Source organism: Streptomyces sp. NPDC048636 (assembly GCF_040650655.1).
GTDB lineage: Bacteria > Actinomycetota > Actinomycetes > Streptomycetales > Streptomycetaceae > Streptomyces.
In genome coordinates this window covers 910,559-935,412 of the sequence record NZ_JBEZHR010000001.1, presented here as the reverse complement: position 1 = coordinate 935,412, position 24,854 = coordinate 910,559, and the positions used below count along the sequence as shown (strand labels likewise).

Here is a 24,854-nt window from a genome sequence, read left to right as displayed (position 1 = left end):
CGCCCGTTCACCCTCCGTGGCAGCCCTTAGTAAGGCGAGTCACGGTGTGTTCTTCGCCGCATAGTTGAGGACGGCCTCGCTGAGGAGCCCCTCCATGACGTCGATTTTCCGGAGCAGTTCCTCGGCGACACGATCCGGATTCTCGCCCTCCGCCATCGCGCGCGCGACGGTGCGGAAAACGGCGGTCTGGAAGCCGACGAGCTGGTGGGCGACGAAGTCGGGCGCCGGGTCCTCGGGCGCGGCCCCGGTCTCGTCACGCAGCACGGCCGCGAGCCGGTCGACGGTGCGTCCCTGCATCCGGAACAACCGGGCCACCAGCGTCGACGACTCCTGCACGGTCCGCATGAACCGCGGGAAGCCCGGGTCGAGACCGACATACGGGCTCCGGTCGCGGATGTCCCGGCGCAGACACTCCAGCAGCGCGTGCGCGGCCGACTCCCCCGGCCTCCGGGCCAGCACACACCGCGAGGGGCCCTCGACCATGTCCTGCTCGCGGTCGAAGAACAGATCCTCCTTGGCCGGGAAGTAGTTGTAGACCGTGTTCACGGACACCTCGGCGGCCTCCGCGATCTCCGCGATCGTGACCGCGTCGAACCCGCGCTCCAGGAACAGCCCGGTCGCCACGTCCGAGATGTACTGCCTGGTCTGCCGCTTCTTCCGCTCCCTGAGCCCTTCCGCCATAGCGCCCATCCTAGCTTCGCTGGGGCCGTTGAAATTTTGGGGTCATTGCAAATTTGGGCTGTGCCTGGTTTTCTGTGGAGCATGGCAGTCCTCACCACCAGCGGGCTCGCCCGCGCCTTCCGTACCAAGCGCGGCCCCGTCGAGGCCGTACGGGGCATCGATCTGACCGTCGAACCGGGCGAGATCCTCGGCTTCCTGGGGCCCAACGGCGCGGGCAAGACCACCACGCTGCGCATGCTCACCACCCTGCTCCCGCCCACCGGGGGCACCGCCACCGTCGCCGGGCACGACCTGGCCCGCGACCCCGCCGGGGTACGCCGCGAGATCGGCTACGTCGCCCAGACCGGCGGGGTCGACCCGACCGTCTCCGTACGGGAGGAACTGGTCACCCAGGGCAGGCTGTACCGGCTCGCCCGGGGCCGGGCCGCCGCCCGCGCCACCGAGCTGGCCCGGGACCTCGGCCTCGCCGACCTGCTCGACCGCCCCTGCGGCGCGCTCTCCGGCGGCCAGCGGCGGCGTCTGGACATAGCCCTGGGCCTGGTCCACCGGCCCAAGATCCTCTTCCTCGACGAACCGACCACCGGCCTCGACCCCGGCAGCCGCGCCGATCTGTGGGACCTGATCCGCGCGCTGCGCGACGACGACGGGATGACGGTGTTCCTGACCACCCACTACCTCGACGAGGCCGACGCGCTCGCCGACCGGCTGGTCATCGTCGACCACGGGCGGGTCGCCGCCGAGGGCACCTCGGCAGAGCTCAAGGCCGCGTACGGGGGCTCACCGGAGGCGACCCTCCAGGACACCTTCATCGCCCTCACCGGCCGCGGCACCCCACGGCCCGACCCCGCCCCGCTCACCGTCTGAACCCGCGTCCCGGCCGGCCACACCGGCCAACCCATGCTCCCGGAAGGGAAATCCGTGCCCCACGTCCTGTCCGACACCGCGCTCGTCTTCGGCCGCTACGCCCGCCAGACGCTGCGCTCCACCCCCGCCCTGGTCTTCGGGCTGGTCCAGCCGCTGCTCTTCCTGGTCTTCTTCGGCCCGCTGCTGGAGGATCTGCCGCTGAACGGCGACGGCGACTCCTGGCGGATCGTCGTCCCCGGCATCCTCATCCAACTCGGCCTGTTCAGCGCGTCGTTCGCGGGGATCGGCCTGGTGCTGGAGAAGCGCCTCGGCATCATCGAGCGGATGCGGGTCACCCCGGTCAGCAGGCTGGCGCTGCTCATGGGCCGGGTGCTCAAGGACGTCGTCCAGCTGCTGACACAGTCCCTGGTGCTGGTGGCCGTCGCCACGGTGATGGGGCTGCGCGCCCCGTGGCGGGGGTGGCGATCGGCTTCGTCTTCGTCGGCGTGCTCACCCTCTCGCTCGCCTCGCTGTCGTACGCGCTGGCCATGCGGGTCGCCACCCCGCAGGAGTTCGCCCCCGTCATCAACTCCCTCACCATGCCCGCGATGCTGCTGTCCGGAGTGCTGCTGCCGATGACGCTCGGGCCGCGCTGGCTCGACGTGGCCTCGCACTGCGTACCGTTCCGCTATCTCGTGGACGGCGTACGGGCCGCCTTCGCCGGTGAGTACGGGGACGGCAAGATCGCGCTGGCGGCACTGGTCGCCACCGGGCTCGCGGTGGTCGCGGTGACGCTCGGCGCCCGGCTCTTCCGGCAGGCCGGGGCATGAGCCACGGCGCGTAGGCTCGGCCCCATGGTCAATCTCACCCGTATCTACACGCGCACCGGGGACTCGGGCACCACCGCCCTCGGCGATATGAGCCGCACCGCCAAGACCGATCCGCGGATCTCCGCCTACGCCGACGCGAACGAGGCGAACGCCGCGATCGGGGTGGCCATCGCGCTGGGCGGGCTGCCCGCCGAGCTCGCCACCGTCCTGGTCCGCGTCCAGAACGACCTGTTCGACGTGGGCGCGGACCTGTGCACCCCCGTGGTGGAGAACCCCGAACACCCGCCGCTGCGCGTCGAGCAGAGCTATATCGACAAGCTGGAGGCGGACTGCGACCGCTTCCTGGCGGAGCTGGAGAAGCTGCGCAGCTTCATCCTCCCCGGCGGCACCCCCGGCGCCGCCCTGCTGCACCAGGCGTGCACGGTGGTGCGCCGCGCCGAACGCTCCACCTGGGCGGCGCTGGAGACGTACGCGGACTCCATGAACCCGCTCACCGCCACCTATCTGAACCGGCTGTCGGACCTGCTGTTCATCCTGGCCCGTTCGGCCAACAAGGAGGCCGGCGACGTGCTCTGGGTGCCCGGCGAGAACCGCTGACACCCCCAGGGCGCCGACGCGTACGGGCCGGGGCCACTGACACGGCCCCGGCCCCGGCCCCGTGCGCGAGGTGGCTCACTTCAGCAGCGAGGACCGGGCGCCCTCGGGCTCCCGCTTGGGCCACAGCGTGTAGCTCGTCGCGATGATCGCGTTGATGCCGATGAGGTACAGCATCTTCGTCTGCCAGGCCCGCAGCGAGCCGATGTCCCCGTCGTCCCCCACGTACCAGATCGCCCCCTGCAACAGCGCCATCGCGATCACCGCCGCCAGCATCCAGCGCAGCGCGGTCTTCCACTCGTGCACCGCGCGCGCCGTCCCGTACCTCGGCGGCTTGACCGGCGGCGGACCGCCGAAGAAGCGGTGGGCCACCCGGGCGTCCACCCACCTGACCGTCTGATGGCCGAGCGCCGCCGAGAAGCCGATGTAGACGGCGGCGAGCCCGTGCTTCCAGTCCGGTTCCGCCCCGTTCTTGAGGTCGATCGCGGTGGCCACGAACAGCACCAGCTCCAGCAGCGGCTCGCACAACAGCACCACGACGCTCGCCTTCGGCATCTTCGCCAGGTACCGCAGGCCGAGACCGACGGCCAGCAGTACCCAGAACCCGACCTCGCAGGCGATGATCAACGCGACAATCACGGATGGCTCCTCTCGCTCCGCCCTCAACGCTCCCGTGCGATCCGGGCCGCCGCGTCGTCGGAGGCGATGAAAGCCGACTGCATCCTTCGATGTAGGCACGGCCCGCCCGAGCCCGCCCGCGAGCCGAGGATCGCCTCCCTCGCCCGTGATGGGATGGGTGCATGCCGTCCCGCCCCCGTCTGCTCCAGCGTCCGCACCGCGACGATGTGCTGATCGCTCTCGCCGGTCTGGCCGGTGGAGTGATCATGTGGTCCCTCGGACTGATCGGCGGGGACGAGTTCCCCCGGGAACCGACGGCCCTGACCCTGATCCCGCTGGTGGTGATGGCCGGGGCGGAGCTGCTGCGCAGAACCGCGCCCGCGGTCGCGCTGTGCGTGGCGGTGCCCGCGCTCGCCGCCGACCAGCTGGCGGGCTCGCTGATCGCCACCATCGTGATGTTCACCGATGTGCTGTACGCGGCCGTGGTGTACGGCACCCCCGCGATGGGCCGCAAGATTCCACTGGCCACGGTCTATCTGACGGTCGTGGCCACGCTCGTACCGATCGCGGTCTACCGCACCCCGGCGTCCCTGCTCATCGGAGTCGTCGTCGGACTGGTGGTGCTGACCCCCGCCTGGACCGGCTGGGCCATCCGCGAGCACCGCGACACCGCCGCCGCCGAACGGCTGCGCGCCGAGCAGACCGCGCTCCTGGCCGAACTGGACCGCCGGGAGGCGGTCACCGCCGAACGCGCCCGGATGGCCCGCGAACTCCACGACATGGTGGCCAACCATCTGTCCGCCATCGCCATCCACTCCACCGCCGCGCTCTCGCTGAAGGACGCCGCCGCCACCGACCAGGCGCTCGGCGTCATCCGGGAGAACAGCGTGCGCGGCCTCGCCGAGATGCGACGGCTGATCGGCCTGCTGCGGGACGCCGGGGACGAGGGCGCACCGGCGCCCGCGCCCACCCTGGACGCCCTGGACAGCCTGCTGGACCAGGCGCGTGCCACGGCCGTGGCGGGCTCCGGCGGCCAGGAGTTCGTCCTGCGCGACGAGCGCCCCGGGGACGCCGCGCCACTGCCCGCGCCGGTCGAGCTGGCCGCGTACCGCATCGTCCAGGAGTCCCTGACCAACGCGGTCAAGCACGCCGGGCCCGGCCGGGTGGACGTCCGGCTGGCCCGGCTCCCGGACGGCCCGCTGGAGGTCTGCGTCACCAGTCCGTACGGCGAGGACCGCGCGGCGCCCCGGGCACCGGGCTCCGGCAGCGGGCTGATCGGGATGCGGGAGCGGGTCTCGCTGCTCGAGGGCGCCCTCGACGCCGGACCGGCCGACGGCCCCGCGGGCAGGGTCTGGCGGGTCCGGGCCACCCTGCCGCTCGCCGCCGAGACCGCCCGGAACACCACGACCACCGGAAACGCCGGAAACACCGCCCACTCCCCGAGCGACCAGGAGCCGCAGTGACCCAGCCAGCCAGCCCACCGCGGACCCTCCGGGTGCTCGTCGCCGAGGACCAGGCCGCGGTGCGCTCCGGGCTCGTTCTCATCCTGCGCTCGGCACCCGACATCGAGGTGGTCGGCGAGGCCACCGACGGCCGCCGGGCGGTGGAGATGGCCCGGGCGCTGCGCCCCGATCTGGTGCTGATGGATGTGCAGATGCCGCGCCTGGACGGGGTGTCGGCCACCCGTGAGGTGGTCTCGGAAGGTCTCGCCGATGTGCTGGTGCTGACCACCTTCGACCTCGACGAGTATGTCTTCGGCGCCTTGCGCGCCGGTGCCGCGGGCTTTCTGCTCAAGGACAGCGACGCGGCGACGCTGATCGAGGCCGTCCGTACGGTCGGCCGCGGTGAGGGGCTGATCGCCCCGGCGGTGACCCGCCGTCTGATCGCCGAGTTCGGCCGGACCGGTGCCCCGCCCTCCGCGGGTGACGGCGCGGACGCCCAGGCGCTCGCCTCGCTCACCCCGCGCGAACGGGAGGTGCTGGGCTGTCTGGGGCAGGGGCTGTCCAACGCGGAGATCGCGGAACGGCTGACCATGGCGGAGGCCACGGTGAAGACCCATGTCAGCAGGGTGCTGGCCAAACTGGGGCTGCGCAGCCGGGTGCAGGCCGCGGTACTGGCCCAGGAGCTGGGCGTGGAGGGCCCTGGACCGCGTTGAACCCGCCGGAGCCCTGGGCCACGTCGACCCGACGGGGGCCTAGGCCACGTTGACCCGACGGCCGGGCGGGGCCGCCTCCAGCCAGGCCAGGAAGCCGGTCAGGGCGTCCTCGCTCATCGCCAGCTCCAGCCGGGTGCCATGGTGCAGGCAGGCGAGCACCACCGCGTCGGAGAGCAGCGCCAGCTCTTCCTCACCCTTGGGCGTACGCCGCTCCAGTACCTCGATGGCGTCGCGCTCGAGCACCTGGCGGGGCCGGAAGGCATAGGAGAAGACGCGGAACCACTCGACGCGGTCCCCGTTGTAGCGGGCGACCCCGTACACCCACCCCTTGCCGCTCGGCTCGGCCCGGCTCTCGGTACCGTCCGTGCCCCAGCGGAGGGAACAGTCGAAGGTTCCGCCGGAGCGCTGGATCAGCCGCCGCCGCAGACCGAAGACGAAGAGTCCCACCACCACCAGCGCGACGACCACGCCGCCCACAAGCAGAGCGAGGACCATCTTCACCGACCTCCTCGCGTCATCCGGAAAACCGCACCTGCATCACCTCAGCCGCGGACCGCTGAAGCAAAATTCCAGCGAGGTCCGCGGCTGAGGTTCTCGACCGTACGTGACAGGCTCAGTGCACTCCCGCCACCGCGCGCAGCCGGACGTCGGCGCGCCGCTCGGCGGCGGCGTCCGCCTCCGCCTTGGCACGCTCCAACGCACGCTCCGCACGCTTGACATCGATCTCGTCGGACAGCTCCGCGACCTCGGCCAGCAGCGAGAGCTTGTCGTCCGCGAACGAGATGAATCCGCCGTGCACCGCGGTGACAACGGTTCCGCCGTCGCTCGTCCGGATGGTCACCGGGCCGGACTCCAGGACACCGAGCAGCGGCTGGTGGCCGGGCATCACGCCGATGTCACCCGATGTGGTGCGGGCGATGACCAAGGAGGCCGTGCCGGACCAGACACTACGGTCCGCCGCGACCAGCTCGACATGCAGCTCAGCAGCCATGTGGCTCCTCGGGTCTACCTGCCGGGTACGACAGGGCTTTCGTCACAGAATAACGGGCGTTCGGAGAGGGGCGGGACCGGGCCCACCCCTCTCCAGGAGTCACCGGGTCAGGAGACGCCCAGCTCCTTGGCCTTCGCCTTGAGGTCGTCCAGGCCACCGCACATGAAGAACGCCTGCTCGGGGAAGTGGTCGAACTCACCGTCGGCGATCGCGTTGAACGCGGCGATGGACTCGTCCAGCGGCACATCCGATCCGTCGAGGCCGGTGAACTGCTTCGCCGCGTGGGTGTTCTGCGACAGGAAGCGCTCGATACGGCGGGCGCGGAAGACGGTGAGCTTGTCCTCCTCGCCGAGCTCGTCGATGCCCAGGATGTTGATGATGTCCTGGAGGTCCTTGTACTTCTGGAGGATCGACTTCACGCGCGAGGCGCAGTCGTAGTGGTCCTGCGAGATGTAGCGCGGGTCCAGGATCCGGGACGTCGAGTCCAGCGGGTCCACCGCCGGGTAGATGCCCTTCTCCGAGATCGGCCGGGAGAGCACCGTCGTCGCGTCGAGGTGCGCGAAGGTGGTCGCCGGGGCCGGGTCGGTCAGGTCGTCCGCGGGGACGTAGATCGCCTGCATCGAGGTGATCGAGTGTCCACGGGTCGAGGTGATGCGCTCCTGGAGGATGCCCATCTCGTCGGCCAGGTTCGGCTGGTAGCCCACCGCGGAGGGCATCCGGCCGAGCAGGGTCGAGACCTCGGAACCGGCCTGGGTGAAGCGGAAGATGTTGTCGATGAAGAACAGCACGTCCTGCTTCTGCACATCGCGGAAGTACTCCGCCATGGTCAGACCGGCCAGGGCGACCCGCAGACGGGTGCCCGGGGGCTCGTCCATCTGACCGAAGACCAGCGCGGTCTGCGGGAGAACGCCGGACTCGGCCATCTCCTCGATCAGGTCGTTGCCCTCACGGGTGCGCTCACCGACACCGGCGAACACGGAAACGCCCTCGTGCAGCTTGGCCACACGCATGATCATTTCCTGGATGAGGACGGTCTTGCCGACGCCCGCGCCGCCGAACAGACCGATCTTGCCGCCCTTGACGTACGGGGTCAGCAGGTCGACGACCTTCAGACCGGTCTCGAACATCTCGGTCTTGGACTCGAGCTGGTCGAAGGCCGGGGCCTTGCGGTGGATGGACCAGCGCTCGGTGACCTCGGACTCGGCCTCGGGGTCGTTGAGGATCTTGCCGAGGGTGTTGAACACCCGGCCCTTGGTGACATCGCCGACCGGCACCGTGATGCCGTCGCCGGTGTCGGTCACCACGGCCTGGCGGACCAGACCGTCGGTGGGCTCCATGGAGATGGCGCGGACGACGCCCTCACCGAGGTGCTGGGCGACCTCGAGGGTGAGGACCTTGGTCGCACCCTCGGCGGAGGGGTCGGCGACCTCGACGGTCAGCGCGTTGTAGATGTCCGGCATCGCGTCGACGGGGAACTCCACGTCGACAACCGGGCCGATGACCCGCGCGACGCGGCCAGTGGCCACGCCACCAGCAGCGGTCGGCTCAACAGTGGTGGTCATAGTGTCAGTCACTCCCCGCAGAGGCGTCGGCCAGGGCGCTCGCGCCACCGACGATCTCGCTGATTTCCTGGGTGATATCGGCCTGGCGGGCCGCGTTGGCAAGCCGCGTGAGCGACTTGATCAGTTCTTCGGCATTGTCGGTCGCCGACTTCATCGCCCGCCGGGTGGCCGCGTGCTTGGAGGCGGCGGCCTGGAGGAGAGCGTTGTAGATGCGCGACTCGACGTACCGCGGCAGCAGGGCGTCGAGGACGTCCTCCGCCGACGGCTCGAAGTCGAACAGCGGGAGGATCTCGCCCTTCTTGGTCTGCTCCTCCGCCGTGTCCTCGAGGCTGAGCGGCAGCAGTCGGCTCTCGACCGGCGACTGCGTCAGCATCGACACGAACTCGGTGTACACGATGTGGAGCTCGTCCACACCGCCCTCGGCCGTCTGCTGGAGCACGGCCTCGATCAGCGGACCCGCGATCTTCTTGGCGTCCGCGTAGGTCGGGTTGTCGGTGAAGCCGGTCCACGACTCCGTGACCTTGCGCTCACGGAAGCCGTAGTAGGCCACGCCCTTGCGGCCGACGATGTAGGTGTCGACCTCCTTGCCCTGCGCGGTGAGCCGCCCGGTGAGCTGCTCGGCCGCCTTGATGACGTTGGAGGAGTAACCGCCGGCCAGACCCCGGTCGCTCGTGACGAGCAGCACGGCGGCCCGCGCCGGGTTGTCGGCCTCCGTCGTCAGCGGGTGCTGGGTGTTGGAGCCGGTGGCGACCGCGGTCACCGCCCGGGTGAGCTCCTCGGCGTACGGAGTCGAGGCCGCCACCCGGCGCTGCGCCTTGACGACGCGCGAGGCGGCGATCATCTCCATCGCCTTGGTGATCTTTTTGGTCGCGGAGACGGACTTGATCCGCCTCTTGTAGACCTTGACCTGGGCGCCCATGCTCAGCCCTCGCCCAGCAGCTTGCCGTCCGAGGTCTCGAACTGCCGCTTGAAGGAGTCCACCGCTTCGCCGAGCGCCGCGATGGTGTCGTCGGACATCTTGCCGCCCTCGACGATGGAGGTCAGCAGGCCCTTCTGCTCACGGTGCAGGTGGTCCAGCAGCTCACGCTCGAACCGGCGGATGTCCTCGACCGGAACGTCGTCCATCTTGCCGTTGGTACCGGCCCAGACGGAGACGACCTGGTCCTCGGTGGAGAACGGCGCGTACTGCGTCTGCTTCAGCAGCTCGACCATGCGCGCACCGCGCTCCAGCGACGCCTTGGAGGCCGCGTCCAGGTCGGAGCCGAAGGCGGCGAACGCCTCGAGCTCGCGGTACTGGGCGAGGTCCACCCGGAGCCGGCCGGAGACCTGGCGCATCGCCTTGTGCTGCGCGGAGCCACCGACTCGGGAGACCGAGATACCGACGTTCAGCGCGGGGCGCTGACCGGCGTTGAACAGGTCCGACTCCAGGAAGCACTGGCCGTCGGTGATGGAGATGACGTTGGTCGGAATGAACGCCGACACGTCGTTGGCCTTGGTCTCGACGATCGGCAGACCGGTCATCGAACCGGAGCCCATCTCGTCGGAGAGCTTGGCGCAGCGCTCCAGCAGCCGGGAGTGCAGGTAGAAGACGTCACCCGGGTACGCCTCACGGCCCGGCGGACGGCGCAGCAGCAGGGAGACGGCGCGGTAGGCGTCGGCCTGCTTGGACAGGTCGTCGAAGACGATCAGGACGTGCTTGCCCTGGTACATCCAGTGCTGACCGATGGCCGAGCCGGTGTAGGGGGCCAGGTACTTGAAGCCCGCCGGGTCGGACGCCGGGGCGGCGACGATGGTGGTGTACTCCAGCGCACCGGCCTCCTCCAGCGCGGCGCGCACGCCGGCGATGGTGGAGCCCTTCTGGCCGATGGCGACGTAGATGCAGCGGACCTGCTTCTTCGGGTCGCCGGAGCGCCAGTTGTCGCGCTGGTTGATGATCGTGTCGACGGCCAGCGCGGTCTTGCCGGTCTGACGGTCACCGATGACCAGCTGACGCTGGCCGCGGCCGATCGGGGTCATCGCGTCGACGGCCTTGTAGCCGGTCTCCATCGGCTCGTGCACCGACTTGCGGTCCATCACCGTGGGGGCCTGCAACTCGAGGGCGCGACGGCTGTCGGTCTCGATCTCGCCGAGGCCGTCGATCGGGGCACCCAGCGGGTCGACGACGCGGCCGAGGTAGCCCTCGCCGACGGCGACCGAAAGGACCTCGCCGGTGCGGTGCACCTGCTGGCCCTGCTCGATCCCGCTGAATTCACCGAGGACAACCGCGCCGATCTCGCGCTCCTCGAGGTTCAGGGCGAGACCGAGGGTCCCGTCCTCGAACTTCAGCAGTTCGTTCGCCATGGCCGAGGGAAGCCCCTCGACCTTCGCGATGCCGTCGCCGGCAACGCTGACCGTACCGACCTCCTCGCGCGAGGCCGCGTCCGGCTTGTACGCCTGGACAAAGTTCTCCAGCGCGTCCCGGATCTCCTCCGGCCGGATCGTGAGCTCCGCCATCTGGGTTCCCTGCTCTCCTTGTTGGGCCCGAAGTATCTGACTACGGCCCAACTCGGGCCGCTTACATGCTTGTTGAGTTGGTGGCTGTGTCAGCCGGCCATCCGGCGGGCCGCCTCGTCGAGGCGGTCCGCGATGGTCCCGTTGATGACCTCGTCGCCGATGCGCACGGCGATCCCGCCGAGGACCTCCGGGTCCACATCGAGGTTGAGGTGGACCTGGCGGCCGTACAGCTGGGCAAGAGCCGCGCCGAGGCGCTGCTTCTGCTGATCGCTGAGCGGTACCGCCGAGGTCACGACCGCTACCGTCCGGTCGCGGCGCGCCGCGGCCAGCTTGGTGAGCTCGTCGAGACCCGCTTCCAGGCTACGTCCGCGCGGGTGGGTGACCAGACGCACCACCAGACGCTCGGTGACCTGGTCGGCCCGGCCGCCGAGCAGCCGGCGCACCAGGTCGGCCTTGGCCGTGGCGCTCGCGCTCCGGTCGGCCAGCGCGCTGCGCAGCTCCGGCGTGGAGGCGACGATCCGGCCGAACCGGAACAGCTCGTCCTCGACATTGTCGAGAGTGCCGGCCCGCTGGGCCGCCACGAGGTCGGCGGCGGCCGCCAGCTCCTCGACCGCGTCCGCCAGATCGCGCGGGCGCGACCAGCGGGAGCGGACCATGCCGGAGACCAGGTCGACGGTCTCGCCGCCGACCTGCCCGCCCAGCAGGCGTCCGGCCAGCTCGGCCTTGGCCTCGCCGGGCTGCGCCGGGTCGGTGAGGACCCGACGCAGGGAGACCTCGCGGTCGAGCAGCGCGGTGACGGCGGCCAGCCCATCGGCGAGCGCCGACGCGTCGACGGAGGTGTTGTCCGTCAAGGCGTCGAAGCGCTCACGCGCGGCTGCCAGTGCCTCCCTGCTCGCTCCGTTCATCGGCCGGCCTCGGCCTTCGAACCATCGGCGGCCTTGGCCTCGAGGTCATCGAGGAACCGGTCGATCGTGCGGCTCTGCCGGGCGACGTCCTCGACGGACTCGCCGACGATCTTGCCGGCCAGGTCGGTGGCGAGCTTGCCCACGTCCTGCCGCAGCGCCTGAGCGGCCTGCTTGCGGTCGGCCGCGAGCTGGGCGTGACCGGCAGCGATGATCTCCTCACGCTGCTGCTGGCCTTCCGCGCGCATCTCGGCGATGAGCGCGGCACCCTGCTCCTGCGCCTCCTGGCGCAGGCGCGCGGCCTCATGACGAGCGTCCGCGAGCTGGGCGCGGTAGTCCTCGAGGACCTGCTGGGCCTCGGCCTTGGCGGCCTCGGCCTCCTCCATCCCGCCCTCGATCGCCGCGCGACGCTCGTCCAGAACACGGTTGATGTTCGGGAGGAGCTTCTTCGCGAGGAATACGAAGACGATGGCAAAGGCGATCAGGCCGATGACCAGCTCCGGGATCGGCGGGATGAGGGGGTTCTCCTCCTCAGCCGCCACCTGTACCAGGGCGTTCATCTCAGTGCCTTCCGTCTGTGGTGGTCAACGCGGTGCGTCAGGACTTGAAGAGGAAGCCCATGACGATACCGATCAGTGCGAGCGCCTCACAGAAGGCGAAGCCCATGATCTGGTTGGCACGGATCAGGCCGGCCGCCTCGGGCTGACGGGCGAGGGCCTGGGTGCCGTTACCGAAGATGATGCCGACGCCGACGCCGGGGCCGATGGCGGCGAGACCGTAACCGATCGAGCCGAGGTTGCCGGTGACGCCGTCGGCGGCGAGGGTCTGGAGAGCGGACATGCCGGTTCTTCCTTCTGTTTCATGGACCGGTGGGGGTTGGCCACCGGACGTCTGATGGGCGAGGACTGGGCTGCTCAGTGGCCTTTGGAGAGCGCGCCCTGAACGTAGTTGCAGGCCAAGAGCACGAAGACGTACGCCTGGACAGCCTGGATGAAGAGCTCGAACGCGGTCAGCAGGATCGTCATCACGAACGACGCGCCCGCGTAGGCGATCCCGATCCCGTTCAGCAGGTACCAGGTGCCGATGGTGAACATCAGCAGCAGCAGGTGGCCCGCGAACATGTTGGCGAAGAGCCGGACCGCGTGGGTGAAGGGCCGGATGATCACGTTCGAGAAGAACTCGATGACCACGATCAGCGGGAGGATCGCGCCGAGGTCCTTGTCGTAGCCGGTGATGTTCTTCCAGCCGCCGACGAAGCCGTGGTTCTTGAACGTCAGGTACATCCACATGACGTAGACGATCAGGGCGAGACCGGCCGGGAAGGCGATGATCGACGTCACCGGGAACTGGGCGACCGGGATGATCGACCAGAGGTTCATGATCCAGACGAAGAAGAACAGCGAGACCATGAAGGGGACGTACTTCTCACCCTTCTCCTTGCCGAGGGCCTCGTAGACCAGCCCGCGGCGCACGAAGTCATAGCCCGCCTCGCCGACCATCTGGAGCTTGCCCGGGACGACCTTGGCGCGGCCGAAGGCGGCCCAGAAGAACCAGATGACGGCGACGGTGCCCAGCAGGGCCAGCAGCATGGGCTTGTTGAACTCGAATCCGCCCACCGTGAAGAGCGGCTCGAACTTGAACGAATGAAGTCCGGGTGCCGGGAAGCCGCACCCATCGAAGATGTGGCAGTTCGTCTCGAAGGCGAGCGTCTGGTCAGCACTCACCGCGAGCTCCTTCAGCGTGGCGCATGGGTACGGCAACCTCGTTGTGTCGGCGCGGCACGCGGCCACGGAGCGGCACTGGACTGGTCTTACGGATGTGGGGGCGGCTGATCGGCGGGGAGCCGAATGCTGTGTCGGGCATCAGCTGCATGGGCCGCCGATTCCATCCCGCGGAAAACGGGGGTTCGGCTACCTGCGCCCGCTGTGCCTCAGATGGCACCGGACGATAGCAGGTGAGCGGACGTGCCTTTATACCGGCCCTACCGATCACGATGTGGTCCCGGCGGGAGCGGACTTGTTCGCCCCCCCGGGCTTACGTTCGTCCTCGGCTTCGGGCTGCACGTAAAGGATCTTGGCCTTCATATGCGCGCGGGCCTGTGCGGCGATCCACACGAGTACCGCGGCGAGCAGTGCGAGGCCGAAGGCTTTGGTGGAGAACAAGGTGGTGTCCCTGAACACCGCGAGCGCCACCGCGACCAGCAGGAACTGGGCCATATAGAGAACCAGGCCCATCATCTGGAACAACTGCGGCAGGTGCTTGGCGGTGCGCTCCAGCACGATGAGGCCCGTGGCCATCACCGCGGCACCCAGCAACGCCCCGAAGGCGGCGCCGAGCGCGCCCTTGCCACCGGCGACCGCAGCACTGACAGCGACAGCGACCACCCCGGCAACGGCCGTGGGCGCGGCGCAACTCAGAAGCGTTCGGGCGTCGTTGGACTGCATGAAGGGTTCTCCGGCAAGAGTCGGAAGCAGCTTTTCGTCGTGGACGAGCGTATCCCCGGGGATGAGGGAACCTCGCGACGAAGGGCCGTCGCACTACGGTCCCTCGGCTCTGGCACCGGGTTTAGTGAACGGTATCACAAACTATTTGATGAGGTCTTTACCTGCCAAGTGTGCTGCCCGTCACACACAGGAGTTATGGACTCGACGCCGTGCTGACGCCGTGGGGTCCTCCTCGGCCGAGATCACCCAGTGATCATCGGGGAGTTCACCGCGGCGTTACCGCGGGGTGCCGATCCTCCGGCGGTGGGTGAACCGGGAGCGGTCGCCGATCGCGGTGGCGCCGTTGATCCCGGCCGGTACCGGGTGGCGCCCGGACTCCTCCGACGGCTCCTGAGCGGTACCGGCTTCGGCCTCGGCCGCCGACTCCCCGGCCGCCACGGCCGGCTCCGCCTCACCGTCCGCCATGACCGCCGCCTCTTCCCGGGCTCGCGCGTCCCGGTATCCGCGGCGGTAGCGCGGCGGTACGAACCCCTCGGCCCAGCGCGGCACCCGGGGGGTGAAGCGCGGCAGCAGCAACAGCACCAGGCCCACTCCGCTCAGCGCCACGATCGCCAGCACGAACCACGTACCGACGGAGTTCACCGAGTACGCCACCGCGCCGAAGGCGATCAGCGCCGACCAGAAGTACATGATCAACACGGCCCGGCTGTGCGAGTGGCCGATCTCCAGCAGCCGGTGGTGGAGATGGCCGCGGTCGGCCGCGAACGGCGACTGACCGCGCCAGGTGCGGCGCACGATGGCCAGCACCAAGTCGGCGAAGGGCACAGCGATCACGGTCAGCGGCAGCAGCAGCGGGATGTAGACGGGCACGGTGGCGTGCACCGCGGCCGTCTCGGACCCGGCGAACAGCTTCATCGCGTCGGGGTCCACCTGGCCGGTGATGGAGATGGCACCCGCCGCCAGCACCAGGCCGATCAGCATCGAGCCGGAGTCGCCCATGAAGATCCGCGCGGGGTGGATGTTGTGCGGCAGGAACCCCAGGCACATACCCATCAGCACGGCGGCGAACAGCGTCGCGGGAGCGGCCGACTCCAGTCCGTAGCCGTACCAGATGCGGTAGGCGTACATGAAGAACGCGGCGGCGGCGATGCACACCATGCCGGAGGCCAAACCGTCCAGCCCGTCAACGAAGTTGACCGCGTTGATGGTGATGACGACGAGCGCCACCGTCAGCAGCGTGCCCTGCCAGGGGGTGAGCGAGACCGGTCCCACACCGGGCACCGGCAGCCACAGAATGGTCAGACCCTGGAGCACCATCACACCCGCGGCGATCATCTGGCCGCCCAGCTTGATCAGCGCGTCCACGCCCCACTTGTCGTCCAGCACACCGAGCAGCCAGATCAGCCCGGCGCCGGACAGCAGCGCCCGCGGCTCGTTGGACAGCTCGAAGACGTCCTTGAGGTTGGTGAGGTGGGCGGCGACCAGCAGCCCCGCGCAGAGCCCGCCGAACATGGCGATGCCACCGAGCCGCGGGGTGGGCTCGCGGTGCACATCACGGGCACGGATCTCCGGCATCGCGCCAGCCGCGATGGCGAACTTCCGCACCGGCCCGGTCAGGAGATAGGTGACCGCGGCCGTGATGCACAGAGTGAGCAGGTATTCACGCACAGGCTGCCCCAGAGGTATCGCTGGCCATCACAGCCACACACCCTATGCGTGTCGGACCGCAACCGGTGAACGTACTTACAGACGTCCTACACCTTCGGATGGTTGCATGCGCCGGCCCTCGTCCGGATAGGGCGGAAATCTGCCGGCCAGTTCCGCCACCTTCTCCCGTACGACGCGCTCGTCCCGCAGCGCGGTTCCGATCAGGGCGGCTATGCGCTCCATCTCGGGCGCTCCCATGCCCTGGGTGGTCACCGCCGCGGTGCCCAGCCGCAGCCCCTTGACGCACTCTCCGGGCTCCGTCGCGGAGGCCAGGGCACAGGTGTCCAGCACGATCCCGGAACCGGCGCAGCGGCCCCGTGCGGTGCGTCCGTCCAGCCCCAGCGGGGCCGGATCCGCGGTGATCATATGGGTGTCGGTACCGCCGGTGGCGACCGCGAGACCCTCCGCGACCAGCGCGTCCGCCAGCACCCGGGCATTGGCCACCACCCGCTGCGCATAGCCGGTGAAGGCGGGCGCGGCGGCCTCGCCGAACGCCACCGCCTTGGCCGCCACGGTGTGCATCTGGGCACCGCCCTGGGTGAACGGGAACACCGCCCGGTCGATGCGCTCGGCCAGCTCCGCGCCGCACAGCAGCATCCCGCCGCGCGGCCCGCGCAACACCTTGTGTGTCGTTGCGCACACCACGTCGGCGTACGGCACCGGACTGGGCGCCGCCTTGCCCGCGACCAGACCGATGGGGTGCGCGGCGTCGGCGATGAGGTACGCCCCGACCTCGTCCGCGACATCCCGGAAGGCGGCGTAGTCGGGGTGGCGGGGATAGGAGATGGAACCGCACACGATGGCCTTCGGCCGGTGCACCCGGGCCAGCATGCGGAGCTGGTCGTAGTCGATGAGCCCGGTGGCCGGGTCGACGTGGTAGCCGACGAAGTCGAACCAGCGGCCGGAGAAGTTCGCCGGGGAGCCATGGGTGAGATGGCCGCCGTGCGGCAGCGCCATCGCCAGCACGGTGTCACCGGGCCGCAGCAGCGCGGCGTACGCGGCCAGCACCGCCGAGGAGCCCGAATGCGGCTGCACATTGGCGTGCTCGGCGCCGAACAGGGCCTTCGCACGGTCCTGGGCGACCCGCTCGGCGATGTCGACCAGTTCACAGCCGCCGTGGTGGCGGGCTCCGGGATAGCCCTCGGCGTACTTGTTGGCGAGCGGGGAGGCCAGCGCGGCGAGTACGGCGGGCGAGGTGAAGTTCTCCGCGGCGATCAGCTGGAGCCCGCTGGAGACGCGGTCCATTTCACTCAGGATGATCCCCGCGAGCTCGGGGTCCTGGCGGGCCAGCGCGTCGAAGTCGGGGCCCCAGGGGGTACGGCCCGGGGCACCGGAGGGATCGGCGGGAGCGCCGCCCCTGGTCCCCGCGGAGGTGACGGCCATCGCTGCTCACAGCCTTGGGAGGGTCGGTCGGGCGTCACCCCCAAATGTAGGCCGGGCGGGCCGTCGGTGCGCGCCGTGCGGCCACCGTGCCCCCGGTGGCCCCCATGCGGCCGCGGCGGCGCTCAGGCCGGGGCGGGGACCCCCGTCAGGGCCGTGACGACCGGGTCCAGCGCCTGGTGGATCTCATCGCCGATGGAGCGGAAGAAGGTGATGGGGGCGCCGTAGGGGTCGTGCACCTCGTCCGCCTCCTCGGTGGGGGCCAGCAGCCAGCCGCGCAGCGCGGCCGCCGCCTGCACCAGGGCGCGGGCGCGCTCGACCACTCCGCCGGTCTCCTCCGGGTCGGGGAGGGTGGCCGGGTCTATGGCCCGCACCAGCCGGGTGAACTCCTTGAGGGTGAAGGTGCGCAGACCCGCCGAGTGCCCCATCGAGATGACCTGGGCGCGGTGGTCGCGGGTCGCGGTGAGCACCAGATCGGCCCGGATCACGTGCTCGTCGAGCAGTTCGCGGCCGAGGAAGCCCGCCGGGTCGGCGCCGAAGTCGGTCAGGACGGTCGCGGCATGCGCCTCCATGGGCGCGCCCTCATGCCCCCAGGTGCCCGCGCTCTCCACGATCAGTCCGCTGGTACGGGCGCTGCCGAGGCGGTGGGTGAGGGCATGCCGGGTCAGCCGCTCGGTGATCGGCGAGCGGCAGACGTTGCCGGTGCTGACGTGGAGGATGCGGAAGGAGGTCTCGGCGTGCTTCGCCCGGTGTTCCGCTATGCCACGCCCCGTCTCAGGGGCTGTCAATTGGCCACCTCGAGGTCGGGGACGACCTCGCGGAGCTGCTCCGCGGTGAGCGCGCCCGGGCGCAGCAGCACCGGCACCTTGCCGGTGACGTCGACGATGGAGGACGGGACGGCGGCGGGGGTGGGCCCGCCGTCGAGGTAGACCGAGACGGAGTCGCCGAGCATCTCCTGGGCGGCGTCGCAGTCCTGGGGGGACGGATGTCCGGTGAGGTTGGCGCTGGAGACCGCCATCGGCCCGAAGTCCGTGAGCAGTTCGATGGCGACCGGGTGCAGCGGCATCCGGATCGCCACGGTGCCACGGGTCTCCCCCAGGTCCCAGGTGAGCGACGGCTGATGCCGGGCGACCAGGGTGAGCGCGCCCGGCCAGAAGGCGTCGACCAGCTCCCAGGCCTGCTCGGAGAAGTCGGTGACCAGCCCGTGCAGGGTGTTCGGAGAGCCGACGAGGACGGGGGTGGGCATATTGCGGCCCCGGCCCTTGGCCTCCAGCAGATCGCCGACCGCCTCGGCGCTGAAGGCGTCCGCACCGATCCCGTAGACGGTGTCGGTGGGCAGCACGACCAGTTCGCCGCGGCGGACCGCGGACGCGGCCTCGCGCAGGCCGGTCTTGCGATCGGTGGCGTCCCCGCAGTCGTAGCGCCGTGCCATTAACGGACCTCCTCGTACGTGGCCAGGGTGGGGTGCGGTGCCGCCGTCACGGCATGGCCTTCCGCGCGGTGGCGAACCGGGGCCGGTTGTTCAGGTCGGGGTGGTCGGCGGCGTCCGCCCAGCCACGCTCCTCCGTGAAGATCCATGGCACCTGGCCGCCCTGGGTGTCTGCGTGCTCGATGACGACGACGCCTCCCGGACGCAGCAGCCGGTGGGCCGTGCGCTCCAGGCCGCGGATCACATCGAGGCCGTCCTCGCCGGAGAACAGCGCGAGCTGGGGGTCGTGGTCGCGGGCCTCCGGTGCGACGTACTCCCACTCGGTCAGCGGGATGTACGGCGGATTGCTGATGACGAGGTCCACCTGCCCGTCGAGCTCGGGCAGGGCCGTCAACGCGTCTCCTTGCTGGAGAACGACGCGGGACCCCTCGACGTTCTTGCGGGCCCACTGGAGGGCGCCCTCGTCCAGCTCCACGGCGTGCACCCGGGAGCGCGGCACCTCCTGGGCGAGGGCGAGGGCGATGGCCCCGGAGCCGGTGCACAGGTCCACGATGAGCGGTTCGACGACGTCCATGGCCCGGACCGCGTCTATGGCCCAGCCGACCACCGACTCGGTCTCCGGGCGGGGGACGAAGACGCCCGGTCCGACCTGGAGCTCCAGATACCGGAAGAAGGTCCGGCCGGTGATGTGCTGAAGGGGCTCGCGGGCCTCGCGGCGGGCGACCGCCTCCCAGTAGCGGGCGTCGAAGTCGGCGTCGGCGACGCCGTGCAGCTCACCCCGCTTGACGCCGTGCACGAAGGCGGCGAGCTCCTCGGCGTCGAAGCGCGGAGAGGGCACGCCCGCGTCGGCCAGCCGCTGGGTGGCCTGGGCCACCTCGGCGAGCAGCACGTTCACTGAATTCCTCCAGCCGGTCCGGACAAGGGCACGGGTGTTCCCGGTCGGTGCTCTGCTACGCCGCGGCCAGCTTGGCGGCCGCGTCCGCGTCGACACACGCCTGGATCACCGGGTCGAGTTCGCCGTCGAGCACCTGGTCCAAGTTGTACGCCTTGAAGCCGACCCGGTGGTCCGAGATCCGGTTTTCCGGGAAGTTGTACGTACGGATGCGCTCGGAGCGGTCAACCGTGCGGACCTGGCTGCGGCGGGCGTCGGACGCCTCCTTCTCAGCCTCCTCCTGGGCCGCGGCCAGCAGCCGCGAGCGCAGGATACGCAGCGCCTGCTCCTTGTTCTGGAGCTGGCTCTTCTCGTTCTGGCAGGAGACGACGATGCCGGTGGGCAGGTGGGTGATGCGCACCGCGGAGTCGGTGGTGTTGACCGACTGGCCGCCGGGCCCGGACGAGCGGTAGACGTCGATCCGCAGATCGTTGGGGCCGATCTCGACCTCGACCTCCTCGGCCTCCGGGGTGACCAGCACGCCGGCGGCGGAGGTGTGGATACGGCCCTGCGACTCGGTGGCCGGCACCCGCTGTACGCGGTGCACCCCGCCCTCGTACTTCAGCCGCGCCCAGACGCCCTGACCGGGTTCGGTCGAGCCCTTGGTCTTCACCGCGACCTGGACGTCCTTGTAGCCGCCGAGGTCGGACTCGTTGGCCTCGAGGATCTCGGTCTTCCAGCCCACGCGCTCGGCGTAGCGCAGATACATCCGCAGCAGGTCGCCCGCGAACAGGGCGGACTCCTCACCGCCCTCGCCCGCCTTGACCTCGAGGATCACGTCCTTGTCGTCGCTCGGGTCGCGGGGCACCAGCAGCAGCCGGAGCCGCTCGGTGAGCTCCTCGCGCCGCAGCTCCAGCTCCTTGACCTCGTCGGCGAATTCCGGGTCGTCCTGGGCGAGCTCCTGGGCCGTTCCGATGTCGTCGCCCGTCCGCTTCCAGTCGCGGTAGACGGTGAGGATCGGGGTCAGCTCGGCGTAGCGCTTGTTGAGCCGCATCGCTTCGCGCTGGTCGGCGTGGACCGCGGGGTCGGCGAGCCGCTTCTCGAGGTCGGCGTGTTCGCCGATGAGTTCCTCGACCGCCTCGAACATCGGGGCTCCCTGGGTGGTCTGCGGGTGGGGCGTGCGGGGAAGAGCCGGGAGGGCCGGTGACGACAAAACGCCGGTCCGGTCGCCCCAGGACGGGGCGACCGAAGACCGGCGCCGTACGGGTCGCTACTTCTGGGCGGACCCAGCCTTCTTGCCGAAGCGGGCCTCGAACCGCGCCACACGGCCACCGGTGTCGAGGATCTTCTGCTTGCCCGTGTAGAACGGGTGGCACTCGGAGCAGATGTCGGCGCGGATGCTGCCGCCGCTCACGGTGCTACGGGTGGTGAAGGACGCGCCACAGGTGCAGCTGACCTGCGTCTCGACGTACTCCGGGTGGATGTCGCGCTTCAAGGGATTCTCCTAGATTCGGGAGGGCACCGGGTCGACGGGCGGGTTGTCCGTCGTGAACCGGGACCGACGGTCCAGTCTGCCAGCACTGGCCGTATCCCCCAAAACCGGGGGTGGGGCCCGGATATTCCCGGGCCCCGGCCGCACCCGCCGGGGCGGTGCGGACCCGCGCTACTTGACGACCTTGCCCGCGCTGGTGGCCTCACCGGCCGAGCCCTTGGTGGCGGAGGCGGGGATCGGCCGGTCCTGGCGCAGGGCCCGCCACATCAGCTCGGACTTGCGCTCCATGGGCAGCACCCGGTCGGGGTCGTCGGGGTCGTACATGACCGGCAGCGTGGTCATCTTCATATCGCCCGAACCGATGCCCTTGACGCTCTGGGCGAAGCCCTTCAGCTTGTTGACCGAACCCAGCTCGGAGTCGGTGGTGAGGGCCTTGGTGGAGGTGTCCGCCAGGTCGTAGAGCTTCTTCGGGCTGCCGAACAGGTCGACCTGCTTGATCTGGTCCAGCAGCGCCTTGACGAACGCCTGCTGGAGCTTGATCCGGCCGAGGTCGCTGCCGTCGCCGACACCGTGCCGGGTCCGCACCAGGCCCAGGGACTGCTCACCGTTGAGGTTGTGCGGACCGGGCTCGAGGTCGAGGTGGCTCTTCTTGTCGTGGATCGGCGAGGTGGTGGTGATGTCGACGCCGCCGAGGTCGTTGATCAGCTGCTTGAAGCCGGAGAAGTCGACCTCGAGGTAGTGGTCCATGCGTATGTGGGTCATGGACTCGACGGTCTTGACCGCACAGGCCGGGCCGCCGACCTCGTAGGCGCTGTTGAACATGGCCAGCCGCGCCTCGGGGGTCTCCTTGCCGTCCTTCACACAGGAGGGGCGCTTGACCATGGTGTCCCGCGGGATGCTGACCACGCTGGCCTTCTTGCGGCCCTGGTAGACATGGACGATCATCGCGGTGTCGGAGCGCGAAGTGCCCTCGTCCTTACCGTACTTGGCGTTCTTCCCGGCCCGGGAGTCGGAGCCGAGGACGAGGATGTCCATCGAACCGTTGTCGACGTTCTTGGGGCGGTCGGAGCCGAGGGCCGCGTTGATGTCGACGCTGGTGAGATTGCCGTTGAGCTTGTAGTAGAGGTACCCGAGTCCGGCGCCTCCGAGGACCAGCACGGCGGCCAGGGTCCATATCGTGTAGTGCACGGCACGGCGGCGCGTGCTGGGGCGTTTACGGCGGCGGCCACCGGCTCCGCGCGCTCGTGGACGGCCCGGGTCCACCGGCGTGCTGCTGCTGTCGTCAGCCATGTGCTCCTCAGTCCTCGTCCCCCGGGTACCCCCTGCCGTCACGGTCAGGCCTGGCGTCGCGGTCCGGATCGGTGTCGCCCAGACAGACGAAAGGCCGAGCGCAAGGGTTGCATATGTTCTTTTCTGGATTTCCGCCCGCGCACCACCCGGTGCCGTTCGTCCCCTTCGTCCTTCTCGCCGCCCTGAGCTGCGCGTTTGCCGTCCACCACACCCTCGCGGCCGGTCCGTGAGGGGTGCGCCCGCTGTGGTTCAGATCTCAACGACAAAGTCGGCGACGATCTCCATGGCCGTTCCGACGGACGTTCCGGGCGGGCGTTCCGCATGACAGAAGGGCCCTCCCGCCGTGGCGGGAGGGCCCTTCTACGGATCTACGGAGCGTGCCGGATCAGTCGCCGTTGCCCGGGGTGGGCGTGGTCTTGGCGATCTGCATCAGGAACTCGGCGTTGGACTTGGTCTGCTTCATCTTGTCCAGCAGCAGCTCGATGGCCTGCTGCGAGTCCAGCGCGTGCAGCACCCGGCGGAGCTTCCAGACGATGCTCAGCTCCTCCGGCGCCAGCAGGATCTCTTCCTTACGGGTGCTGGACGGGTCGACGTCCACCGCCGGGAAGATGCGCTTGTCGGCGAGCTTCCGGTCCAGCTTGAGCTCCATGTTGCCGGTGCCCTTGAACTCCTCGAAGATCACCTCGTCCATCCGCGAGCCGGTCTCGACCAGCGCGGTGGCCAGGATGGTCAGCGAGCCGCCGTCCTCGATGTTGCGCGCGGCGCCGAAGAACTTCTTCGGCGGGTAGAGCGCGGTCGAGTCGACACCACCGGAGAGGATACGGCCGGAGGCGGGCGCCGCCAGGTTGTAGGCACGGCCCAGACGCGTGATCGAGTCCAGCAGCACCACCACGTCATGACCCAGCTCGACCAGGCGCTTGGCCCGCTCGATCGCCAGCTCGGCGACGGTGGTGTGGTCCTCGGCCGGGCGGTCGAAGGTCGAGGAGATGACCTCGCCCTTGACCGACCGCTGCATATCGGTGACCTCTTCCGGCCGCTCGTCGACGAGGACGACCATCAGATGGCACTCGGGGCTGTTGCGGGTGATCGCATTGGCGATCGCCTGCATGATCATGGTCTTACCGGTCTTCGGCGGGGCCACGATCAGACCGCGCTGGCCCTTGCCGATCGGCGCGACCAGGTCGATGATCCGGGTCGTCAGCCCGCCGGCCTCGGTCTCCAGACGGAGCCGATCCTGCGGGTAAAGCGGCGTCAGCTTCCCGAACTCCGGCCGCCCGCGCCCGGTTTCGGGCGCCATGCCGTTGACCGAGTCCAGCCGGACCAGCGCGTTGAACTTCTCGCGGCGCTCGCCCTCACGCGGCTGCCGGACCGCGCCGGTGACGTGGTCACCCTTGCGCAGACCGTTCTTACGGACCTGGGCCAGCGAGACATAGACGTCGTTCGGGCCCGGGAGGTAACCGGAGGTCCGGATGAACGCGTAGTTGTCGAGGATGTCGAGGATGCCCGCGACCGGGATCAGCACATCGTCCTCGGACACCTGCGGCTCATTGCCGAAGTCGTCGCGGCCACGGCGGCCACGGCGGTCCCGGTAACGGCCGCGGCGCCCGCGGCGCCCGCCCTCGAAGTCGTCGTCCGCGTCATCGACGGCGGCGGCGGCTCGCTGCTGGCCCTGGCCGCGTCCGTCGCGCTGCTGGCGGCCGCCGCCCTGCTGGCCGTCGTCCCCCTTGCCGCCGCGGCGGTCACGCTGGCCGCCGCGCTCCCGGCGGTCGCCCTTCTGGCCGCGGTCCTGACGGTCGCCGCCCTTGCCGCCCTTGCCGTCGGCGGTGTCCACGGCGGCCTCGGCCTTCGCGTCCGCCTTGGCCTCGGTGCGGGCACCGGCCGCGGTGTCGGTCCTGCTGTCCGCCTTGGTCTCGACGGCGGTGGCCGTGGCCCCCTGCTCGGGGCTGGCGGCCGGCGCGGTCGCACGACGACGGCGGCGCTCACCGGCGGGCTGCTCATCGGCGGCCGGCTCACCCGGCTGGCCCGGGATCTCGATCTGCGCCTGCGCCACGGCCTTCTCGGCCTTGTCGCTCTTCTCCGCCTTGGCCTTGTCGGCCTTGTCGTTCTTCTCGGCCTTGGCGGTCTTCGCGGCCTTCTCCTTGGCCGCGTCGGCGCTGTCATCGCCCGTACGGACCCGGGAGGTGGCACGGCGCTTGGGCTTGCTCCCCCCCTCGTCGGAGGCGGAATCGGAGCTCTGGGCTCCGCCGGAGCCCGCGGCCTGCTTCTCCTTGATGACCTCGATCAGCTGGCTCTTGCGCATCCGCGCGGTGCCCTTGATACCGAGGCTCGAGGCGAGCTGCTGGAGCTCCGCCAGGACCATGGCGTCAAGGCCGGTGCCCGAGCGGCGTCGCCGCGGGGCAGCGCCAGTGGCAGCACCGGTGGCAGGCGCGGCGGGAGCGTCCGTAGCGGGCGCGGCGGCATTGCCGACACTGCTGTCGGAGGTGCCGGAGGCGTTCACGCCCATCAGATCGGTGGTGTCGCTCACGAAGGGTCCTTCCCTGGAGCGGGCGTCGGCCTGTCTGGCTCGGCGACC

The 24,854-nt window shown here is 70.1% G+C and carries 25 protein-coding genes and 1 pseudogene; 5 read left to right on the top strand and 21 right to left on the bottom strand.

The window, feature by feature from the left end; all coding sequences use genetic code 11:
• Positions 1–39 precede the first annotated feature (39 nt).
• Positions 40–681: a TetR/AcrR family transcriptional regulator gene (locus AB0C66_RS04320; RefSeq protein WP_362432596.1), complete on the bottom strand. Its 642-nt coding sequence runs from the start codon at positions 679–681 to the stop codon at positions 40–42.
• 81 nt (positions 682–762) lie between these two features.
• Between AB0C66_RS04320 and AB0C66_RS04315 the strand changes: the two genes are divergently transcribed.
• The 3 genes and pseudogenes from AB0C66_RS04315 to AB0C66_RS04305 all read left to right on the top strand — a co-directional run bounded on the left by AB0C66_RS04315 (position 763) and on the right by AB0C66_RS04305 (position 2,951).
• Positions 763–1,545 carry an ATP-binding cassette domain-containing protein gene (locus AB0C66_RS04315; protein WP_362432594.1) on the top strand — a complete coding sequence of 261 codons (783 nt, stop codon included), beginning with the start codon at positions 763–765 and terminating at the stop codon, positions 1,543–1,545.
• Positions 1,546–1,578: 33 nt separating this feature from the next.
• Positions 1,579–2,354: pseudogene (locus AB0C66_RS04310) on the top strand (ABC transporter permease).
• A gap of 24 nt (positions 2,355–2,378) precedes the next feature.
• Positions 2,379–2,951, top strand: a complete 573-nt coding sequence (locus tag AB0C66_RS04305) for a cob(I)yrinic acid a,c-diamide adenosyltransferase (RefSeq protein WP_362432592.1) — start codon at positions 2,379–2,381, stop codon at positions 2,949–2,951.
• A gap of 75 nt (positions 2,952–3,026) precedes the next feature.
• On the opposite strand, the gene AB0C66_RS04300 is transcribed toward AB0C66_RS04305, so the two are convergent.
• Positions 3,027–3,587 carry a hypothetical protein gene (locus AB0C66_RS04300; RefSeq protein WP_362432590.1) on the bottom strand — a complete coding sequence of 187 codons (561 nt, stop codon included), beginning with the start codon at positions 3,585–3,587 and terminating at the stop codon, positions 3,027–3,029.
• Between the two features lie 161 nt (positions 3,588–3,748).
• On the opposite strand from AB0C66_RS04300, the gene AB0C66_RS04295 reads away from it, so the two are divergent.
• Together AB0C66_RS04295 and AB0C66_RS04290 are read left to right on the top strand one after the other, a co-directional pair.
• Positions 3,749–5,029, top strand: a complete 1,281-nt coding sequence (locus AB0C66_RS04295) for a histidine kinase (protein WP_362432587.1) — start codon at positions 3,749–3,751, stop codon at positions 5,027–5,029.
• Positions 5,026–5,721, top strand: a complete 696-nt coding sequence (locus AB0C66_RS04290) for a response regulator transcription factor (protein WP_362432584.1) — start codon at positions 5,026–5,028, stop codon at positions 5,719–5,721. The genes AB0C66_RS04295 and AB0C66_RS04290 overlap by 4 nt, the downstream gene beginning before the upstream one ends.
• A gap of 39 nt (positions 5,722–5,760) precedes the next feature.
• Here the strand turns inward: AB0C66_RS04290 and AB0C66_RS04285 are convergent, their stop codons facing one another.
• The 19 genes from AB0C66_RS04285 to rho form a co-directional block, all read right to left on the bottom strand.
• Positions 5,761–6,216, bottom strand: coding sequence for a DUF2550 domain-containing protein (locus tag AB0C66_RS04285; protein ID WP_362432582.1), 456 nt, complete (start codon positions 6,214–6,216; stop codon positions 5,761–5,763).
• Positions 6,217–6,334: 118 nt separating this feature from the next.
• Positions 6,335–6,712, bottom strand: coding sequence for a F0F1 ATP synthase subunit epsilon (locus AB0C66_RS04280; RefSeq protein ID WP_362432580.1), 378 nt, complete (start codon positions 6,710–6,712; stop codon positions 6,335–6,337).
• A 107-nt stretch (positions 6,713–6,819) separates the two neighbouring features.
• Positions 6,820–8,274, bottom strand: a complete 1,455-nt coding sequence (gene atpD / locus AB0C66_RS04275; protein ID WP_362432577.1) for a F0F1 ATP synthase subunit beta — start codon at positions 8,272–8,274, stop codon at positions 6,820–6,822.
• Positions 8,275–8,278: 4 nt separating this feature from the next.
• Entirely contained in the window at positions 8,279–9,193 is a 915-nt protein-coding gene (locus tag AB0C66_RS04270; protein WP_362432575.1) for a F0F1 ATP synthase subunit gamma, read from the bottom strand.
• Between the two features lie 2 nt (positions 9,194–9,195).
• Positions 9,196–10,767: a F0F1 ATP synthase subunit alpha gene (atpA, locus tag AB0C66_RS04265; RefSeq protein ID WP_362432572.1), complete on the bottom strand. Its 1,572-nt coding sequence runs from the start codon at positions 10,765–10,767 to the stop codon at positions 9,196–9,198.
• 89 nt (positions 10,768–10,856) lie between these two features.
• On the bottom strand, positions 10,857–11,672 hold the full coding sequence (locus tag AB0C66_RS04260) for a F0F1 ATP synthase subunit delta (protein ID WP_362432570.1): 816 nt from the start codon (positions 11,670–11,672) through the stop codon (positions 10,857–10,859).
• Complete coding sequence (locus AB0C66_RS04255) at positions 11,669–12,229, bottom strand: F0F1 ATP synthase subunit B (protein WP_362432567.1); 561 nt, start codon at positions 12,227–12,229, stop codon at positions 11,669–11,671. Before AB0C66_RS04255 ends, AB0C66_RS04260 begins: the two co-directional genes overlap by 4 nt.
• Before the next feature lie 37 nt (positions 12,230–12,266).
• Entirely contained in the window at positions 12,267–12,509 is a 243-nt protein-coding gene (gene atpE / locus AB0C66_RS04250) for an ATP synthase F0 subunit C (protein WP_020868408.1), read from the bottom strand.
• A gap of 74 nt (positions 12,510–12,583) precedes the next feature.
• A complete protein-coding gene (gene atpB / locus AB0C66_RS04245) occupies positions 12,584–13,393 on the bottom strand; it encodes a F0F1 ATP synthase subunit A (RefSeq protein ID WP_362432564.1) in 810 nt (269 codons plus the stop codon).
• Between the two features lie 264 nt (positions 13,394–13,657).
• Entirely contained in the window at positions 13,658–14,113 is a 456-nt protein-coding gene (locus AB0C66_RS04240) for a hypothetical protein (protein WP_362432561.1), read from the bottom strand.
• Positions 14,114–14,389: 276 nt separating this feature from the next.
• Positions 14,390–15,793, bottom strand: coding sequence for an MraY family glycosyltransferase (locus tag AB0C66_RS04235; protein ID WP_362433368.1), 1,404 nt, complete (start codon positions 15,791–15,793; stop codon positions 14,390–14,392).
• A 63-nt stretch (positions 15,794–15,856) separates the two neighbouring features.
• Positions 15,857–17,203, bottom strand: a complete 1,347-nt coding sequence (gene glyA, locus AB0C66_RS04230; RefSeq protein ID WP_362432559.1) for a serine hydroxymethyltransferase — start codon at positions 17,201–17,203, stop codon at positions 15,857–15,859.
• Positions 17,204–17,325: 122 nt separating this feature from the next.
• Positions 17,326–17,988 (bottom strand): protein-tyrosine-phosphatase, encoded by a 663-nt coding sequence (locus AB0C66_RS04225; protein ID WP_362432556.1) that lies wholly within the window; start codon positions 17,986–17,988, stop codon positions 17,326–17,328.
• Positions 17,985–18,632 (bottom strand): L-threonylcarbamoyladenylate synthase, encoded by a 648-nt coding sequence (locus tag AB0C66_RS04220; RefSeq protein ID WP_362432554.1) that lies wholly within the window; start codon positions 18,630–18,632, stop codon positions 17,985–17,987. Before AB0C66_RS04220 ends, AB0C66_RS04225 begins: the two co-directional genes overlap by 4 nt.
• A 46-nt stretch (positions 18,633–18,678) precedes the next feature.
• The gene (gene prmC / locus AB0C66_RS04215) at positions 18,679–19,524 is read right to left on the bottom strand and encodes a peptide chain release factor N(5)-glutamine methyltransferase (RefSeq protein WP_362432552.1); all 846 of its coding nucleotides are present in this window, start codon (positions 19,522–19,524) and stop codon (positions 18,679–18,681) included.
• A 55-nt stretch (positions 19,525–19,579) separates the two neighbouring features.
• Complete coding sequence (prfA, locus tag AB0C66_RS04210; protein ID WP_362432549.1) at positions 19,580–20,647, bottom strand: peptide chain release factor 1; 1,068 nt, start codon at positions 20,645–20,647, stop codon at positions 19,580–19,582.
• A 123-nt stretch (positions 20,648–20,770) separates the two neighbouring features.
• Positions 20,771–20,995 (bottom strand): 50S ribosomal protein L31, encoded by a 225-nt coding sequence (rpmE, locus tag AB0C66_RS04205; protein WP_362432547.1) that lies wholly within the window; start codon positions 20,993–20,995, stop codon positions 20,771–20,773.
• 168 nt (positions 20,996–21,163) lie between these two features.
• Positions 21,164–22,282, bottom strand: coding sequence for an LCP family protein (locus tag AB0C66_RS04200; protein ID WP_362432545.1), 1,119 nt, complete (start codon positions 22,280–22,282; stop codon positions 21,164–21,166).
• Positions 22,283–22,667: 385 nt separating this feature from the next.
• A complete protein-coding gene (gene rho / locus AB0C66_RS04195; RefSeq protein ID WP_362432542.1) occupies positions 22,668–24,806 on the bottom strand; it encodes a transcription termination factor Rho in 2,139 nt (712 codons plus the stop codon).
• Positions 24,807–24,854: the final 48 nt, after the last annotated feature.